This window comes from Ferruginivarius sediminum (genome assembly GCF_003344765.1).
Lineage (GTDB): Bacteria > Pseudomonadota > Alphaproteobacteria > Kiloniellales > Rhodovibrionaceae > Ferruginivarius > Ferruginivarius sediminum.
Map to the genome: position 1 here is coordinate 389596 of NZ_QPMH01000001.1, position 16067 is coordinate 405662.

Annotated in this window: 16 protein-coding genes and 1 tRNA gene; 13 read left to right on the forward strand and 4 right to left on the reverse strand. The window is 65.4% G+C overall.

Annotated features, from left to right (window positions below; all coding sequences use genetic code 11):
- Positions 1–41: 41 nt before the first annotated feature.
- Together DRB17_RS01820 and DRB17_RS01825 are read left to right on the forward strand one after the other, a co-directional pair.
- Complete coding sequence (locus tag DRB17_RS01820) at positions 42–707, forward strand: cytochrome b/b6 domain-containing protein (protein ID WP_114580428.1); 666 nt, start codon at positions 42–44, stop codon at positions 705–707.
- A gap of 51 nt (positions 708–758) precedes the next feature.
- Entirely contained in the window at positions 759–1628 is an 870-nt protein-coding gene (locus DRB17_RS01825) for a Tll0287-like domain-containing protein (protein ID WP_114580429.1), read from the forward strand.
- A gap of 1 nt (position 1629) precedes the next feature.
- On the opposite strand, the gene DRB17_RS01830 is transcribed toward DRB17_RS01825, so the two are convergent.
- The 4 genes from DRB17_RS01830 to DRB17_RS01845 form a co-directional block, all read right to left on the reverse strand.
- Complete coding sequence (locus DRB17_RS01830; protein ID WP_114580430.1) at positions 1630–1998, reverse strand: hypothetical protein; 369 nt, start codon at positions 1996–1998, stop codon at positions 1630–1632.
- Between the two features lie 71 nt (positions 1999–2069).
- Positions 2070–2696 (reverse strand): DUF1684 domain-containing protein, encoded by a 627-nt coding sequence (locus DRB17_RS01835; RefSeq protein ID WP_114580431.1) that lies wholly within the window; start codon positions 2694–2696, stop codon positions 2070–2072.
- A 101-nt stretch (positions 2697–2797) separates the two neighbouring features.
- Positions 2798–3217, reverse strand: coding sequence for a hypothetical protein (locus DRB17_RS20450; RefSeq protein WP_193725715.1), 420 nt, complete (start codon positions 3215–3217; stop codon positions 2798–2800).
- Positions 3218–3239: 22 nt separating this feature from the next.
- Positions 3240–3515 (reverse strand): hypothetical protein, encoded by a 276-nt coding sequence (locus tag DRB17_RS01845; RefSeq protein ID WP_114580432.1) that lies wholly within the window; start codon positions 3513–3515, stop codon positions 3240–3242.
- Between the two features lie 197 nt (positions 3516–3712).
- Between DRB17_RS01845 and DRB17_RS01850 the strand changes: the two genes are divergently transcribed.
- The 11 genes from DRB17_RS01850 to DRB17_RS01900 form a co-directional block, all read left to right on the forward strand.
- A complete protein-coding gene (locus DRB17_RS01850; protein WP_114580433.1) occupies positions 3713–4801 on the forward strand; it encodes a tetratricopeptide repeat protein in 1089 nt (362 codons plus the stop codon).
- 62 nt (positions 4802–4863) lie between these two features.
- Positions 4864–5826, forward strand: coding sequence for a zinc metalloprotease HtpX (locus DRB17_RS01855; protein ID WP_161958667.1), 963 nt, complete (start codon positions 4864–4866; stop codon positions 5824–5826).
- Between the two features lie 70 nt (positions 5827–5896).
- Positions 5897–6682, forward strand: a complete 786-nt coding sequence (locus DRB17_RS01860; RefSeq protein ID WP_114580435.1) for an HpcH/HpaI aldolase family protein — start codon at positions 5897–5899, stop codon at positions 6680–6682.
- A gap of 9 nt (positions 6683–6691) precedes the next feature.
- Positions 6692–8164, forward strand: a complete 1473-nt coding sequence (locus DRB17_RS01865; protein ID WP_114580436.1) for an NAD(P)H-hydrate dehydratase — start codon at positions 6692–6694, stop codon at positions 8162–8164.
- Positions 8165–8278: 114 nt separating this feature from the next.
- A complete protein-coding gene (locus tag DRB17_RS01870; protein ID WP_114580437.1) occupies positions 8279–8539 on the forward strand; it encodes a hypothetical protein in 261 nt (86 codons plus the stop codon).
- A 216-nt stretch (positions 8540–8755) separates the two neighbouring features.
- Positions 8756–11188 carry a transketolase gene (locus tag DRB17_RS01875; RefSeq protein WP_114580438.1) on the forward strand — a complete coding sequence of 811 codons (2433 nt, stop codon included), beginning with the start codon at positions 8756–8758 and terminating at the stop codon, positions 11186–11188.
- A 96-nt stretch (positions 11189–11284) separates the two neighbouring features.
- Positions 11285–11369: transfer RNA gene (locus DRB17_RS01880), tRNA-Leu, on the forward strand.
- Positions 11370–11454: 85 nt separating this feature from the next.
- Entirely contained in the window at positions 11455–12984 is a 1530-nt protein-coding gene (gene tig, locus DRB17_RS01885) for a trigger factor (protein WP_114580439.1), read from the forward strand.
- A 47-nt stretch (positions 12985–13031) separates the two neighbouring features.
- On the forward strand, positions 13032–13664 hold the full coding sequence (gene clpP / locus DRB17_RS01890; protein ID WP_114580440.1) for an ATP-dependent Clp endopeptidase proteolytic subunit ClpP: 633 nt from the start codon (positions 13032–13034) through the stop codon (positions 13662–13664).
- A gap of 202 nt (positions 13665–13866) precedes the next feature.
- Positions 13867–15132, forward strand: coding sequence for an ATP-dependent Clp protease ATP-binding subunit ClpX (gene clpX / locus DRB17_RS01895; protein WP_114580441.1), 1266 nt, complete (start codon positions 13867–13869; stop codon positions 15130–15132).
- 127 nt (positions 15133–15259) lie between these two features.
- Positions 15260–16067, forward strand: an 808-nt coding sequence (locus DRB17_RS01900) for an LON peptidase substrate-binding domain-containing protein (RefSeq protein ID WP_193725716.1), incomplete at its 3' end; no start/stop codon positions are given.

Sequence of the window (16067 nt, forward strand, 5' to 3'; positions counted from 1 at the left end):
GCGCTATCGCCTCTGGCGGGAATAACCGTTGGAGGCTTGGAATGCGCCGCGTCGTCGTTTGGGATCTGCCGACACGTGTCTTCCACTGGGCGCTCGTCGCGTTGGTGGCACTGGCCTATGTGACGGCCGAGGACGATGGGCTGGCTTATCAGGTTCACGTGCTCTGCGGCTATGGCGTCGCCCTGCTCCTGGCGTTCCGCGTCCTGTGGGGATTCGTCGGCAGCCGCCACGCGCGCTTTGCGGATTTCATCTATGGCTGGTCGATGGTGCGGGACTATGTTCGCGGCTTGCTGCGACTCGATCCGCCGCATCATGTCGGTCACAACCCGCTTGGCGCGATCATGATCTTCGCGCTTCTGGCTGTCCTGATCGGGACCGTATGGACCGGTCTTGCCAGTGGCGGAGGCGAGAGCGATCTGCACGAAACGCTTGGGAACCTTGTCATCATTCTGGCCGCCATTCATGTAGCAGGCGTCCTGGCGGACTGGCTACTGACTGGGGAAAACCTCACGCGGGCCATGGTCACGGGATGGAAGGAGCTACCGGACGCCGAGGCAAGCCGGGAAACGCCGCCGGTGCGGCCCTGGCGGGCCGTGGCCGTGGCGCTGGTGGTCGCCGTGCTGGCTTATGAGTTCGTCGCCTATAGCCAGCTCGTCACCTGGCCACCGGCACACAGCGAAGGTGAATACGGCGAGGACGAGGAATAGGTCGGCTCTCCAGTCGGACGGCTTGCCGGACTACAGGCAGGAGCGAACGCCATGGTCAGACAAATTGGACTCTTGAGCCTGATATGCGCCGGTGTGTTCACCGCATTTGGCGCATCCGCCCAACCGCTGGACGCGTACGAGCGGGACGCACAGGAAGCGATCCGCGAGCTGCGCGGCGAGATGATGCAGCATCTGCAAACCGAGATGAAGGACAAGGGACCGGCCGAGGCGACGCGCGTCTGTCGGCATCTGGCGCCGGAAATCTCCAACCGTATCGAAGCCGACACCGGGTGGGAGATCCGCCGCACCGCACTTCGCGTGCGCAATCCGGAAAACGCGCCCACCGAGGCCGAGCGCGGCGTTCTTCTAAGCTTCGAAACCCGCGCGATGGCGGGGCAGAGCATGGAGGCGATGGACAGCGTTCGCCTGATCGAGCGCGACGGTAGGCGCTACGTTCATTACATGCGCGCCATTCCGACCTTCGAGCCATGCCTTGTTTGCCATGGGGAGGACATCCCGCAGGACGTCGAGGCGGCGATCGAGAAGCACTATCCCAATGACCGGGCGACAGGCTTTCAGACCGGCGACCTGCGCGGCGCCTTCTCCCTGTACAAGAAGTACGAGCCGGCTCAGCTTCGCCGCGCCGCCAAGGACGAGGGCCGCGAGGCCGCTCCGAAACTGCCGGAAAAGCTGTCCATCGGCGGCGGACGCTACGGCAGCCCCCGGCAGGGCCGTGACCTCTTCGCCCGGCATTGCGCGGGCTGCCACAAGGCGAGCGACCTCGTAACGACCGTCTACGGGGAGGATGCGGCGCCCGAGGCGAACCTGTGCACCTTCCTCGAAACGCATGGCCTTACCGATGCGGCCAAGGACTGCGACATCATCGCCTATATGAAGGCCTTGGCTGCAACCAGCGACTAGGCTATCGCGGCAATTCCACGGTCACGGCCTTGCCGCCGTGGCCGTGAACCTTGTCGCGGGCGCGGACCGTTACCGAAGTCACGTCCGCGGGAACGCGGACGCCGCCGAGCGAACGGGTGAAGGGCTGCTCGTTGACGTGCGGATGATATAGCGTCCGCGTGCCGAGGACGCCGCCGTCCGGGGCCAGCACCTGCCACTGGTCGGCGTAGTGCTCCCAGCCCTCGTCGGCGTGCTCGACCGTCACCTCGAACCGCCAGGTCCGCTCACCCGTCTTCTCGGCCTTCACGTCGAGGACATCGGCTTCGCCCGCCGCCGCGGTGCCGGCGGCCAGAGCGAGAGTCGCGGCAGTCGCGATGAGTATCCGTTTCATGGCGACCTACTCTGCCGGGAAAGCACATAGGTGACGAGCAACAATTTCGTGACCGGGTTTCGTCGGTCCGCTCAGGCCGAGGCCAGGATCGGCTCCGCCCGCTCGCCGGCCGGAACGGGGCCGGGTAAGCGGTTCTCCGGCGGCGCCAGGGGGCAGGTCCAGGTGTCCGCGTAGGCGCAGGACGGGTTGTAGGCGAAGTTGAAATCGCAGATCAGCTTGCCGCCGCCCGCCGAGCCGAGATCGGCGCCCTTGATACCATCCAGAAGGTAGCGTCCGCCGGCGTAGGTCGCTTCGTGCGCGTCGGCGAAGGGCAGGAATACGCCGCCACCGTATCCGCCGATCCAGAATACTGTCAGCTCGCCGCCCAGCACCTCGGCAAGTCCAAATGTGCGGGCGATGGGCTGGAGCATGATGGTGCCGTCGGCGCCGAGGTGCCAGGCCTGCGTTTCCGCCGTCTCTGGCTGGTCCAGGGAAACCTGGAAGCGATAGCGCGGATCGTACTCGAAGAACGGGAGGCCCTTGAAACGCGGCCTCTGCGCGGTGGATAGCGGCGACTGTGGATGGTGTCGGATCAGCCGGTCGCGTGCCGCTCGCCAATGCTGCCAGCCGGCCGCCGGATCCTCGTAACGCCGGACCTCGCCGTAAAGCTCGGCCACCTGGCGCCGCCAATCGGCCAGTGCCAGCGGATTCGCGATCATCTCCAAGGGTCGACTCCGAATGGTGTGAATATCCGGAGAGCTAGGCCGGCAGGATACCAGGGTTAAGTCACGATCACTTGAGGGCGCGGTAAGCCCGTGCGTTATAGCTGTCGTTCAATGATGTTCCAGAGCGTCCGGCGGGCGCGGGGACTGACACCCAGAATGACACCGGCGGCGAAAACGCTCCCGATAGTGAGGGCTAGGTTCTCGCGCAGCAGCGGGACAAGTGCGGCGCCAAGGCCGCTGCTTGCGCGCCCGGTTTTTGCTTCGCCCGTCTCCGCCTCTGTCGGAGATGCGCGGTGTCGGCGTGGCAGCATCACGGCGCGGGCGACGACGAGTAGCAGGACAGCGAGTAGAAGCGCGCCCAGTCCGGTCAACGCGGCGGCGGCGGCGGGCGGCAGGACCTCGGCCAGGGCCAAGTAGCCGGCCGCGATGAGAAAGCCGAGGCCACCCAGGAACACCGTCAACGCCAGGCAGACCACGGCAAGCCCGGTTAGGACTTGCGCAAGACGCTCTCGCATGTCGCGTGCCCGTTGCCTGGGGTCAGCGGCGGCGGGACTGCAGCAACAAGCCGGTCAGAAGCCCGCCAACGAACACGACGAGGAGGCTGGCCAAGGGGTGCTCCTCCACCTGATGCTCGACTGCGTGGCCGGCTTGGGTCGCCCGCTGCCGGGCGGAGCCGACGCCTGCGCGCAGCCGCTCATAGGCCTGTTCACCCTGGCTGGAGGCCAGGCCCTTCAACGTCTCGGTGATGTTGCCAATGTCGGCGCGGAGCTGCTGCACCTCGCTGCGCAGGGTCTCGTAGTCCTGATCGGCCATGATGCGATCTCCCCTCCTGAATGGTATTCGATGACACCCGGCAGTCTTTCCCTGCGCCCTGGAAGGACATGGTTGGGGGCGGGAGCGCATTCAAGGGAGTCCAAAGGACAGTCCAACCCTTAAGAAACTGATTGTACTGATAAATCCCTTATTACGTGTGCACGTCTCAACGCTTGCACGAGGCGGGAGAACCGGCGATGCTGACTGCCGTCATGCAATGTGTCTTTCGGATTCTGCCTGCGGTATGGGTGTTGCTCGCGTGCCTTGGCGGGGCGTCAGCGCAGGACTACGAAGCTGGCTTCAAGGCGTTTCAGGCCGGCAATTATGCGCAGGCCAGGGGTATTTGGCGGCCGCTTGCCGATGCCGGCGATGCACAGGCGCAATACGGCCTGGGTGTAATGTACGAACGCGGGGCCGGCGCCATCGCCGCCGACCTGGGTCGGGCGGCGCATTGGTACGCGCGTGCCGTGGGCCAGGGTCATCCCTCTGCACAGAACAACCTCGGTCTGATGTTCGCGCAGGGCCGCGGGGTGCAGCGAGCCCCGGTACGAGCGACCAAACTGTGGCAGTCGGCGGCCGAGGCCGGGCATCTTATGGCGCAATACAACCTCGGTCTCGCGTACTATCGGGGCGAGGGACTTGAGCGCGACAACAAAACGGCGCTGCGCTGGTTCCGCCGGGCCGCCCGGAGTGGCCTGCCGGACGGCCAGTATGCAATGGGACAGATGTATCGCCTCGGCGTCGTGGTCGCGCAGGACAATGCGAAGGCTTTGGCGTGGTATCGCCGGGCTGCCGCGCAGGGGCACGGGAAGGCCGAAAGCTTGGCGCAAGCCCTTGCAGACGACGGATGGGAGGCTGCAAAGCTGGATGTGCCGGCCACCGGTGATGCGAAGGTGGAGGCATCGCCCGTCGTTCCGAAGCAGCAGGCCGTCGGCCGCGCCTCGCCTGACGGCTCCGTGCGCTCGGCGGAACGAAGCAGTCCGGCGGGATCCGGAACGACAGGCAGCGGCCAGGGCGTCCGCGCCGACGCCGCTCGCATTTGGCTCGGCTCCCTCAGGACCAGGGCCAAGGCGCGACAGCACTGGCGCGACATGCTGCGGCGTTTCCCGGAAGCCTTGCGCGGCGCCTCGCCCAGCTACTCCGAGGTCGACCTGGGCGACAACGGCACCTTCTACCGTGTGCTGGCGGTTGGATACCCGCACCCCGAGGCGGCAGGGCGAGCCTGCCAGACCCTGCGTGCCAGGGAGCCGTCGGCCTTCTGCAAAGTCATGGCTGGGGGCAACTGACCTTCCGGCCGATATTCTAGCGTCTTGCGTCGGCGTCCGCCGGCCCCAATTGAAGTGGCATGATGCTGCGCTACACCGTCGATCCCGACCGCATCGCCGCCAACCGCCGCCGAAACCTTGTCCATGCCGGCATCCTGATCGGTGCGCTCGCCGCGTTGCTTGCCGCGGTGGGGTGGTTTATCGCCGGCGTCGTCGGCCTGGTCTGGATCGCGACCTTCGCCGTATTGGTCCTTTATTTCGGTCCGCAGGTTTCGCAGCGGCTGATGCTGCAGATCTATTCCGCCACGCCCCTGGACCGGCGTCAGGTGCCGATGCTCTATGACGTCGTCAACGACCTGTGCGAACGCTCCGGCATCACCGCGAAGGTCAGCTTGTTTTACATCCCAAGCCGCTTGATGCTGGCCTTCACCGTGGGCGGGCGCAACGAGGTCAGCCTGGCGTTGAGCGACGGGTTGCTGCGCCGCCTGACCGGCCGCGAGATCGCCGGTGTGATGGCGCACGAATTGAGCCATGTGGCGCACGGCGACCTGAAGCTGATGGCGCTGGCCGATTTCATCACCAAGGTGACGCGCACGCTGGCTTTCATCGCCATGCTGCTCATTCTCATCAATCTGCCCTACATCGCGGAAGGCGAGGTTGCCATCCCCTGGCCGCCGATTGCGCTTCTTGCATTCGCGCCAATTCTCAGTCTGTTGCTGCAGCTCGGCCTGTCGCGCTCGCGCGAATACGACGCCGATGCCGGAGCGGCGCTGCTCACCGGCGACCCCGAGGGGATCGCGACCGCGCTGCAAAAAATGGATGCGCAGCAGCAGCGCTATTGGGAAAACGTGTTCGGCCGCCAGGGCGTACTGAACCAGCCGTCGATCCTGCGCACCCATCCCAAGACCGAGGAGCGTGTGCGCAAGCTGCAGGAGATGGCCGTACCGCGCGACGAGGGACCGGACCTGCCGGACGACTTCCTGCCGGACGACTATGACGAGGTCAGCCACACGCCGCGGCGGCGTTACCACGGATTCCGCTACTGACCCTCTCGTCATGTAGATTTGCCGCCGCTATCGTAAGCGCGGACGGTTATGGGCAGGGAGGCACGACGGATTGGAACACCTGAAGGAACGCTTGCTGGCGGGACGCCCGGCGATTTCGGCCTGGGCCATGCTGCCCTCGCAGGGAGCGGCGGAGATCCTGGCCGCCGCCGGCTACGACGCCGTGATGATCGATCTGGAGCATGGGCCCGCTGGCTTTTCCGAGGCAACGGAACTCGTCCGCGCCGTCACGGGGCAGGGTGCGGACGCTTTCATGCGCGTTCCAGCCAATGATCCCGTCTACCTGAAGCGTGCGCTCGATACCGGCATTACGGGCGTGATGATCCCTCAGGTTTCATCGGTCGAGGAGGCCGAGGCCGCTGTCGCGGCATGTCGCTACCCGCCCGCTGGCGTGCGCGGGATGGCGGCGTCCGTGGCGCGTGCGACCGGCTATGGCGCGCACTGGCAGAGCTATGTCGCCGAAATCGACGCTCGCCTGCTGCGCATCTGCCAGATTGAGACGCCACGGGGGCTGGAGGCCGTGGAGGCCATCGCCGCGGTCGAGGGTGTCGATATGCTGTTCGTCGGCCCATTCGATCTCTCGGCTAATCTCGGCTACCTGGGGCAGCCCGACCATCCGGCGGTCGCCGCCGCAATCGAGCGGGCCGAACGCGCCGCGAAGGGGGCTGGTAAGCTGCTTGGCGGAATCAGCACGCCTGGCCGTGACGTGGCGGCGCTGGTCAAGGCCGGCTACGATCTCGTGATTCCAGACTCCGATGTCGCCCTCCTGCGTACGGCCGCCGAGGAGAGAACCGCTGCATTTCGCCGCCTGACCGGCGGCCATGGGCACGGCGACTGAGGCGCGGGGATGTCCGGTCCCGTGGAGGTCCTGACCGTCGAGGAAACATACCGCGCCGATCAGGCAGCGATACAGGCGGGTGTGCAGGGCTTCCAGCTTATGGAGAATGCCGGCCGCGCGGTCGCGGAGGCACTCGACAAACGCATGGAACGCGGCTGCGTCGCGGTGCTCTGTGGGCCGGGCAACAACGGCGGCGACGGCTGGGTCGCGGCACGGCACCTGCAGCGGAAGGGCTGGCAGGTCCGGCTCGCGTCCATGGTGGATCGGGAGAAACTGAAGGGCGACGCGGCGCACCATGCCCGGCAGTGGCATGGAACGGTGGAGGAACTCTCGCCTGCCGCGCTCGACGGCGCCGACGCGGTAATCGATGCGCTGTTCGGCGCTGGCCTCAGCCGTGGGCTGCACGGTGCCGTTCGAGATGTCGTGCAGGCCGTCAGGAGGCGGCGTGTTCCGGTCTTCGCCGTCGATGTCCCCAGCGGCGTCAAGGGCGACGACGGGCAGACCCTGGGCGATGTCGCCGTGGAGGCGCGCGCGACCGTCACTTTCTTTCGCAAGAAGCCCGGTCACCTTCTGATGCCGGGCCGGAAGCTTTGTGGCGAGGTCATCCTGGCCGACATCGGCATCCCGCAGAATGTCCTGCACGACATCGTCCCCGCCACCTTTGAGAACGTCGCGGCATTGTGGCGGGCACGCTGGCCCTGGCGGCGGCCAGACACGCACAAGTACGACTACGGCCATGCCGTGGTGTTCGGCGGTGTGGAAGCGACCGGGGCCGGCCGGCTGGCCTGCCGGGCCGCCCTGCGTGGCGGCGCCGGCTTGGTGAGTGTCGCGGTGCCGTCCGCGGTGTTGCCTGTCTACGCGACGGGCATGCCGAGCTTGATCACGATGGCGCTGGACGGCGAGGAAGCGTTCGGCGAGTTGATCTCCGACACCCGCAAGAACGCCTTCCTGATCGGACCAGGAGCCGGGGTCACCGCGACGACCCGCTGGCGGGCCGAATCGCTGTTGGATACGGGGCGCGCCGTGGTGCTCGACGCTGACGCGCTCACCGTATTTCGTGACGAGCCGGCGGCCCTTGCGGCGGCGATCCGGGGGCCGACGGTTCTTACTCCCCACGAAGGGGAGTTCCGCCGGATTTTCCCCGACCTGCGGGGCGACAAGCTGACTCGTGCGCGCAAGGCCGCTTACGCGACCGGGGCCGTCGTGCTTCTGAAGGGATACGATACGGTCATCGCCGCGCCCGACGGCCGCGCCGCCATCAACACCAACGCGCCGGCGGAGCTTGCGACAGCCGGGGCGGGCGACGTGCTGGCCGGTATCCTGCTGGGTTGTCTGGCGCAGGGAATGGCGCCGTTCGACGCGGCCTGCGCGGCGGCATGGCTTCACGGCCAGTCGGCGCAGGGTTTCGGGCCGGGCTTGATTGCCGAGGACTTGCCGGATCGCCTGCCCACGGCGCTTCGCCAAATTGAGGTACAGTCGTAACCGCCCTGCATGCAGTTTTAACCCGCCTTTAATACGCTGCCTTCATTCTTTGTGTGAACTTGGCGTGAAGTCACTGGGCTCACGTCTTCATGTAGCGAGAGAGGCAAACGCGTCATGTTGGCAGAAAGGCTCGATATTTTCGGCCGCCGCTATCGACGCCAGCCGGTCGCCGCAGGGGCCGTCTATCGCCGGTTGGGCGCGGACAACACCGTTGAGACCGCCCGTGTCCTGTCCATCGGAGAAGACATCCAGGGTATTCCACACGTGCGCTTCCGCGTCAGTATCCGCCGCGCGGAGATCGCCTACGTCGACGAGGAGCGCATTCTCAGCCAGGAATGCTTTGCCGAGCGTTACCGCGAGCGGGTCGACGGCTGAATTCTTCGCGCAGGCCGGCGATTTGCCGGGCCGCCCAGCCACGCGGGTGAACAACACTCTTGTCCGCATCCACATGCACCATGCATCGCACCGTATTCGCGTCGAATGCGGTTTAATCGCTTCTGTTACCATGCCGACACCCCTTGCAAAGCCGCTGCCGGGTGAGGAAGGTATGGCGGTTCACGAAGCGGACCGGACTAGGAGCGGCGTGCGGGCATGGCAGACGGTGCGAAGCGGCAGGAAAGCGCGGCGGGTGGGGCGCCTGCGCGGGTGGCGGATCGGATAGGCCTCCTTCGGGAGCTTGAGAAGAAGGTTCTCTGGCTCTCGTCCTGGACAGTCCACAACGCAAACAACATCCGCGAGAACCCGGACGGCATCAAGGTTGGCGGGCACCAGGCTTCCTGCGCCTCGCTCAATACCCTGATGACCGCGCTTTATTTCGATGTGCTTCGGCCCGAGGACCGAGTTGCCGTCAAGCCTCACGCAAGCCCGGTATTCCATGCGATTCAGTACCTGCTGGGCCAGCAGGACGTGGAGAAGCTGAAGGCTTTCCGCGGTTACGGCGGCGCGCAGTCCTATCCGTCCCGGACCAAGGACACCGACGACGTCGACTTCTCCACCGGCTCGGTGGGCCTTGGCGTGGCGGTGACCTCGTTTGCCAGCCTCGTGCAGGACTACGTGCAGCTCAAGGGCTGGCTGGGCGAGCGTCCGGCGGGCCGGATGGTGGCGCTGGTGGGCGACGCCGAACTGGACGAAGGCAACATCTACGAGTGCTTGCTGGAGGGCTGGAAGCACGACGTCCGCAATGTCTGGTGGATCATCGACTACAACCGCCAGAGCCTGGACAGCGTGGTGACGGACCGTCTGTTCGGCCAGATCGATCGCCTGTTCGACACGATGGGCTGGGACGTCGTCACGCTAAAGTACGGCAAGAAGCTGCAGGCTGCCTTCGAGAAGCCCGGCGGCGAAGCGCTGCGCGAGTGGATCGACGCCTGCCCGAACTCGCTCTATTCCGCCCTGGTGTTCAAGGGCGGCGCGGCATGGCGCTCGCACCTGGAAGCCGATCTTCTCGACGTCCCGGGCGTGCGCGATCTGCTGGCCCGGTATGACGATGCCCAGCTTCACGATTTGATGACGAACCTGGCCGGGCACGACATGGAGGTGGTGCTGGAGACGTTGCACGGTCTTGAAGGCGACCGGCCGAAGTGCATCATCGCCTATACCATCAAGGGTCACGGTCTGCCGTTCGCCGGCCACAAGGACAATCACGCCGGCATCATGAATGACGAGCAGATGGCCGAGTTCCGGCGCCGTCACCGGGTGCCCGAGGGCGCGGAGTGGGACCGATTTGCGGGGCTGGAGGCGCCGGCGGAGGATATTCAGGCGCTGCTGTCCGACGTTCCATTCGCCGCGCGTGGCCGCCGCCGCTTCAAGGCCGAGCGTGTGGCGGTGCCGCAGAGTCTGCCCTGTCCCTCGGGCGAGCGGATGTCGACGCAGGAAGGCTTCGGCAAAATCCTGGCGGAACTGGCGCGGGCGGACGACGATCTGGCCCGGCGCATCGTCACGACCTCCCCCGATGTCACCGTGTCCACCAATCTGGCGGGCTGGGTGAACCGGCGGGGAATCTGGAGCCGGCATCGCCGGGCCGATACGTTCCGGGACGAGAAAGTCGTCTCCGCCCATCAGTGGGGGATGTCGCCCGACGGCCAGCATCTGGAGCTTGGCATCGCCGAGAACAACCTCTTCACCCTGCTGGCCGCGGCGGGGCTGTCGCACGAACTGTTCGGCGAGCGTCTGCTGCCGGTGGCGACGCTCTACGATCCCTTCATCCTCCGCGGGCTGGATGCCTTGAACTACGCCTGTTACCAGAACGCCCGCTTCATGCTGGTGGCGACGCCGTCCGGTATCTCGCTGGCGCCGGAGGGCGGGGCGCACCAGTCCGTCGGCACGCCGCTCATCGGCATGAGTCAGGACGGCCTCGCCGCCTTCGAGCCGGCGTTCGTCGACGAACTCGCGGCCATCATGGGATGGGGCTTCGACTACCTGCAGCGCGACGGCTCCGGCGACCCAGGCAGCGACTGGCTGCGTGACGTCGAGGGCGGCTCAGTCTATCTACGACTGTCGACCCGGCCGGTCGAGCAGCCCCGTCGCGAGATGACGGCCGAGTTGAAATCCGCCGTAATTTCCGGTGGCTACTGGCTGCGCGAGCCGGCGCCTGGGGCGGAACTGGCCATCGTCTATACCGGCGCGGTGGCGCCGCAGGCCATCGCGGCCTACGAATCGCTGCTGGAGGAAGTGCCGGGCGCGGGCTTGCTGGCCATCACCTCGGCTGACCGGCTGAACGCGGGATGGGGCGCCGCGGAGAAGGCGCGCCAGACCGGGGCGGGGACGGCGCCCTCGGCCGTCGAGGAACTGCTGGCACCGCTCGCGGCCGACGCCTCGCTCGTGACCGTGTTGGACGGCCACCCGGCGACGCTGTCGTGGCTCGGCTCGGTGCGCGGGCACCGCGTGGAGGGGCTTGGCGTGGAGCATTTCGGCCAGTCCGGGGCTCTGAGCGATCTTCATCGTCACTATCGCATTGACGAGGAGGCGATCCTCGATGCCTGTGCCGCTGCCCTGGTGGCCCGACGGTGTGGGTTGGCGCGCTGAGTGAGCCATGAGGACGCGATTGGATCACTTATCTCGCCGCCCGGCTGTTGCGTTGCCCTGTGCGATGGGATACACGAGGCCTCCGCACCGGCGTCTGCGGGCGTGGCGGAATTGGTAGACGCGCTGGTTTTAGGTACCAGTGGGGTAACCCGTGGGGGTTCAAGTCCCTCCGCCCGCACCAACGCGGGCGCGGCGCTGCAAAGACGTTTCGCGCGGACGCCGCCGATCCGGAAAACTAGACGCGAAGAGAAGGGGCCGAGCGGTCCATGCAGGTGACTGAAACAAACGCCGAGGGCCTGAAGCGCGAGTACAAGGTCCGCGTCGAGAAGGACGAGATCGATCAGAAGGTCCAGGACCGGCTGAAAGAGGTTGGGCAGCAGGCACGCATTCCCGGGTTTCGCCCGGGCAAGGCGCCGATGAGTATCCTGCGCCAGCGCTTCGGCAAGGCCGTGCTGGGAGAGGTTCTCGAGCGGGCGGTCAACGACAGCTCGCAGCAGGCAATGGAGGAGCGCGGGCTCCGGCCGATCCAGCAGCCGCAGATCGAGGTGGAATCCTTCGATGAGGACCAGGACCTCGAATACAAGATGTCGATGGAGATCCTGCCCGACATCGAGCCGGTGGAATTCTCCGAGCTTTCGCTGGAGCGCCTGAAGGTTCAGGTCCCCGATTCGGAGGTCGACGAGGCGCTGGAGCGTCTGGCCTCCCATCACAAGGACACGCAGCCTCTGGAGGAAGCGCGCCCGGCCGAGAAGGGCGACGTTCTGGTCGTCGACTTCAAGGGGTCCGTCGATGGCGAGGAACTGCCGGGCATGTCCGGCGAGGACCACCATCTGGAGCTTGGCTCGAACCGCTTCGTCGAGGGCTTCGAGGAGCAGCTCGTCGGTGCCGAGCAGGGTGAGACCCGGCATATCCGTGTCACCTTCCCCGGTACCTATCAGAACGAGAAGCTTGCCGGGAAGGACGCGGACTTCGAGGTCACCGTGAAGGAGATCCGGGAAACCCAGCCGGTAACCATCGACGACGAGTTCGCCAAGAAGTTCGGCGAGGAGGATCTGGAGGCGCTCAAGCAGCGCGTGCGCGAGCAGATCGAGAACGATTACGCCGGCCTCGCCCGTCAGCGGGTGAAGCGCGAACTACTCGACAAGTTGTCTGAGAGTCACGACTTCGACGTGCCGCCGTCGATGGTGGAGCAGGAGTTCCAGCAGATCTGGCACCAGATCCAGCACGACCGCGAGCAGGGCCAGCTCGATGCCGAGGACGCGGACAAGGACGAGGAGCAGCTCAAGCAGGATTACCGCGACATCGCGGTGCGCCGGGTGCGCCTCGGCCTGCTGCTCTCGGAGATCGGCCGCCGCGCCAACCTCGAGATCTCGCAGGAGGAGATGAACCAGGCGCTGATCCAGGAGGTACAGCGCCATCCGGGTCACGAGCGTGAGGTCTTCGAGTTCTACCAGAACAATCCCGAGGCGCTGAGCCAGCTTCGTGCCCCGCTCTACGAGGACAAGGCCGTCGACTACATCCTCGAACTCGCCAATGTCACCGAGCGCGAGGTGACGACCGACGAGCTTCGCAAGATGATCGAAGAGGAAGCCGGCGCAAGCGGTGACGGCGACGAGGCCGAGGGTGCGGGCGAGAATAAGGCCGCGAAGAAGAAGTCCGGCGCGAAGAAGGCGTCCGGCAAGTCCACCGCGAAGAAGAGCGGCGGCGGCTCGAAGGCCAAGGCGAAAACCGCGAAGGCGGAGTCTGACGGGGCTTCCGACAAGGGCGCCGACAGCGATACCAGCGGCGAATCCTGAAGGAAGACGAAGCCGCGAACCCGGGACGGCATGGGACCGAATCGACGATGAGCGATCCGACCGAAACTTACATGAACACGCTTGTCCCCATGGTGGTCGAGCAGACCAACCGTGGAGAGCGCGCCTACGACATCTATTCCAGGCTGTTGAAGGAGCGCATCGTCTTCCTGACCGGCCCGATCCATGATGGGGTCGCCAGCCTGATTTGCGCGCAGCTCCTCTATCTGGAGTCGGAGAATCCGAACAAGGACATCTCCTTCTACATCAACTCGCCGGGTGGCGTGGTGTCCGCCGGCCTCGCGATGTACGATACCATGCAGTATATCCGACCCGACGTCTCGACGGTCTGCGTCGGGCAGGCGGCTTCGGCGGGCTCACTGTTGCTGATGGCGGGCGCGAAGGGCAAACGCTATTCCCTGCCGAATTCCAAGATCATGATCCATCAGCCCTCCGGCGGCTTCCAGGGTCAGGCGACGGATATCGAGATCCATGCCCGCGAGATCCTGGCTACCCGTCAGCGGCTGAACGAGATCTACGCCCATCACACCGGCCAGCCGTTGAAGACGGTCGAGGAGGCGATGGAGCGCGACAAGTTCATGTCCGCCGAGGACAGCAAGGAATTCGGTCTTATCGACGCGGTGGTTCAGCAGCGGCCGACGACGGCGAGCGATAAGGACTGAGCCCGACACAGCCGTTTGGCGAGGACTTTAAGATACTATTCAACCGAGTACGGCGACAATTTCCGGCGGCAGGGAAACGGGGCGGCGAACTGCGCGGAGGCGCGGAAGCCCTTGCGTTTCGCTGCCGCCGGAATTTTGCGTTGTGCCGCGGGGCTTGCCGTGGCTAACATAATCGCAACAGAGCAGGTTTGACGACGGCGCTATGAGCAAGTCCACCGGCAGCGACTCGAAAAATACCCTCTACTGCTCCTTCTGCGGGAAAAGCCAGCACGAAGTCCGGAAACTCATTGCCGGACCGACGGTGTTCATCTGCGATGAATGCGTTGAACTGTGCATGGACATCATCAAGGAAGAGCACAAGACCACGCTGGTGAAGTCCCGCGACGGCGTGCCGACACCCCAGGACATCTCCAAGATCCTGCAGGACTACGTGATCGGCCAGGGACATGCGAAGCGGGTTCTCTCGGTCGCGGTGCACAACCACTACAAGCGTCTTGCGCATGCGTCGAAGAACAACGACGTCGAGCTTTCCAAGTCCAATATCCTGCTGATCGGCCCCACTGGCTGTGGCAAGACGCTGCTTGCGCAGACGCTGGCGCGGATTCTCGACGTGCCCTTTACGATGGCTGACGCCACGACCCTGACCGAGGCCGGCTATGTCGGCGAGGATGTCGAGAACATTATCCTGAAGCTGCTGCAGGCGGCCGACTACAACGTTGAAAGGGCCCAGCGCGGCATCGTCTACATCGACGAGATCGACAAGGTTTCCCGCAAGTCGGACAACCCCTCCATCACCCGCGATGTGTCGGGCGAGGGTGTGCAGCAGGCGCTCCTCAAGATCATGGAGGGCACGGTTGCCTCGGTTCCCCCGCAGGGCGGGCGCAAGCATCCGCAGCAGGAATTCCTGCAGGTCGATACGACGAACATCCTGTTCATCTGCGGCGGTGCCTTTGCCGGGCTGGAGAAGATCATCTCGCAGCGCCATCAGGGGTCGTCCATCGGTTTCGGCGCGGATGTGCGCGCGCCCGAGGAGCGGGCAACCGGCGAGATCTTCAAGGACGTCGAGCCGGAGGACCTGCTCAAGTTCGGCCTGATCCCCGAGTTCGTCGGCCGCGTGCCCGTGATCGCCACGCTGAACGACCTGGACGAGGACGCGCTGATCGATATCCTGACAAAGCCGCGCAATGCGTTGGTCAAGCAGTATCAGCGGCTGTTCGAGATGGAGAACGTGAACCTGGAGTTCACGGAGGACGCGCTGAAGGCCATCGCGGAGAAGGCCATCGCGCGGAAAACAGGGGCCCGTGGCCTCCGCTCCATCATGGAAAGCATCCTGCTGGAGCCGATGTTCGACCTCCCCGGTCTCGACTCCGTCGAGGAGATGGTGATCAACCGCGAGGTGGTCGAAGGCCGTTCGCGCCCGCTCTACATCTACGCCGATCGGCGCGAGGACCTGGGTAGCAGCGCGTGACCGGCGACGGGCGGCCTCCCCGGACCGGCTTCCATCGTCAAGCAGTGGTGGCGACACCGCGTGGTCGGGCGGGGCGGCCCGCGCTTACCCATGTCGGTCTGGTCACTCCGTAACCCGCCGAGGTCAGATGCAGGATACTCAGGCCGCCAAGCAGTACCCGGTATTGCCGCTGCGCGACATCGTGGTCTTTCCCCACATGATCGTGCCGCTGTTCGTGGGCCGCGAGCGCTCGGTGAAGGCCCTCGACGAGGCGATGCATTACGAAAAGCAGATCCTGCTCGTCACCCAGAAGAATGCGTCGCAGGACGATCCAACACCCGAGGATATATATCGGGTCGGCGTTCTTGGCACGGTGCTGCAAGTGCTGAACCTTCCTGATCGGACAGTGAAAGTGCTGGTGGAGGGCGGCGAGCGCATGGCTCTGGAGGAGTTCGTCGATGGTGGCCCATGCTTTCAGGCCAGTGCCAGCCGCATCGAGGAAATCCGGGAGGCGGACTCGGATGTCGATGCGCTGGCCCGCACGACGCTCCGCCAGTTCGAGCGGTATATCAAGCTGGACAAGAACACGCCTTCCGAGGTCGTGGTTTCCCTGAACCAGATCGAGGAGCCCGGCAAGCTTGCCGACACGATTGCCTCGCATCTATCCCTGGGGATCGCTGAGCGTCAGGACATCCTCGAAACCGCCGCCATTGGCCGCCGGCTTGAGAAGATTTACGCCGTAATGGAAAGCGAGATTGGCGTACTCCAGGTCGAGAAGCGGATCCGCAACCGCGTCAAGAAGCAGATGGAGAAGACGCAGCGCGAGTACTACCTGAACGAGCAGTTGAAGGCGATCCGGAAGGAGCTTGGCGAGGGCGAGGAGGGCCAGGACGAGCTTCAGGAGCTTGAGGATCGGATTGCCAGGGCGAAGCTGTCGAAGGAGGCTCGGGAGAAGG

Bases quoted from the DNA above. Each gene is read 5' to 3' on its own strand.
- DRB17_RS01820 (WP_114580428.1), top strand. From the start codon at position 42: ATGCGCCGCGTCGTCGTTTGGGATCTGCCGACACGTGTCTTCCACTGG.
- DRB17_RS01825 (WP_114580429.1), top strand. From the start codon at position 759: ATGGTCAGACAAATTGGACTCTTGAGCCTGATATGCGCCGGTGTGTTC.
- DRB17_RS01830 (WP_114580430.1), bottom strand. From the start codon at position 1,998: ATGAAACGGATACTCATCGCGACTGCCGCGACTCTCGCTCTGGCCGCC.
- DRB17_RS01835 (WP_114580431.1), bottom strand. From the start codon at position 2,696: ATGATCGCGAATCCGCTGGCACTGGCCGATTGGCGGCGCCAGGTGGCC.
- DRB17_RS20450 (WP_193725715.1), bottom strand. From the start codon at position 3,217: ATGCGAGAGCGTCTTGCGCAAGTCCTAACCGGGCTTGCCGTGGTCTGC.
- DRB17_RS01845 (WP_114580432.1), bottom strand. From the start codon at position 3,515: ATGGCCGATCAGGACTACGAGACCCTGCGCAGCGAGGTGCAGCAGCTC.
- DRB17_RS01850 (WP_114580433.1), top strand. From the start codon at position 3,713: ATGCTGACTGCCGTCATGCAATGTGTCTTTCGGATTCTGCCTGCGGTA.
- DRB17_RS01855 (WP_161958667.1), top strand. From the start codon at position 4,864: ATGCTGCGCTACACCGTCGATCCCGACCGCATCGCCGCCAACCGCCGC.
- DRB17_RS01865 (WP_114580436.1), top strand. From the start codon at position 6,692: ATGTCCGGTCCCGTGGAGGTCCTGACCGTCGAGGAAACATACCGCGCC.
- DRB17_RS01870 (WP_114580437.1), top strand. From the start codon at position 8,279: ATGTTGGCAGAAAGGCTCGATATTTTCGGCCGCCGCTATCGACGCCAG.
- DRB17_RS01875 (WP_114580438.1), top strand. From the start codon at position 8,756: ATGGCAGACGGTGCGAAGCGGCAGGAAAGCGCGGCGGGTGGGGCGCCT.
- tig (WP_114580439.1), top strand. From the start codon at position 11,455: ATGCAGGTGACTGAAACAAACGCCGAGGGCCTGAAGCGCGAGTACAAG.
- clpP (WP_114580440.1), top strand. From the start codon at position 13,032: ATGAGCGATCCGACCGAAACTTACATGAACACGCTTGTCCCCATGGTG.
- clpX (WP_114580441.1), top strand. From the start codon at position 13,867: ATGAGCAAGTCCACCGGCAGCGACTCGAAAAATACCCTCTACTGCTCC.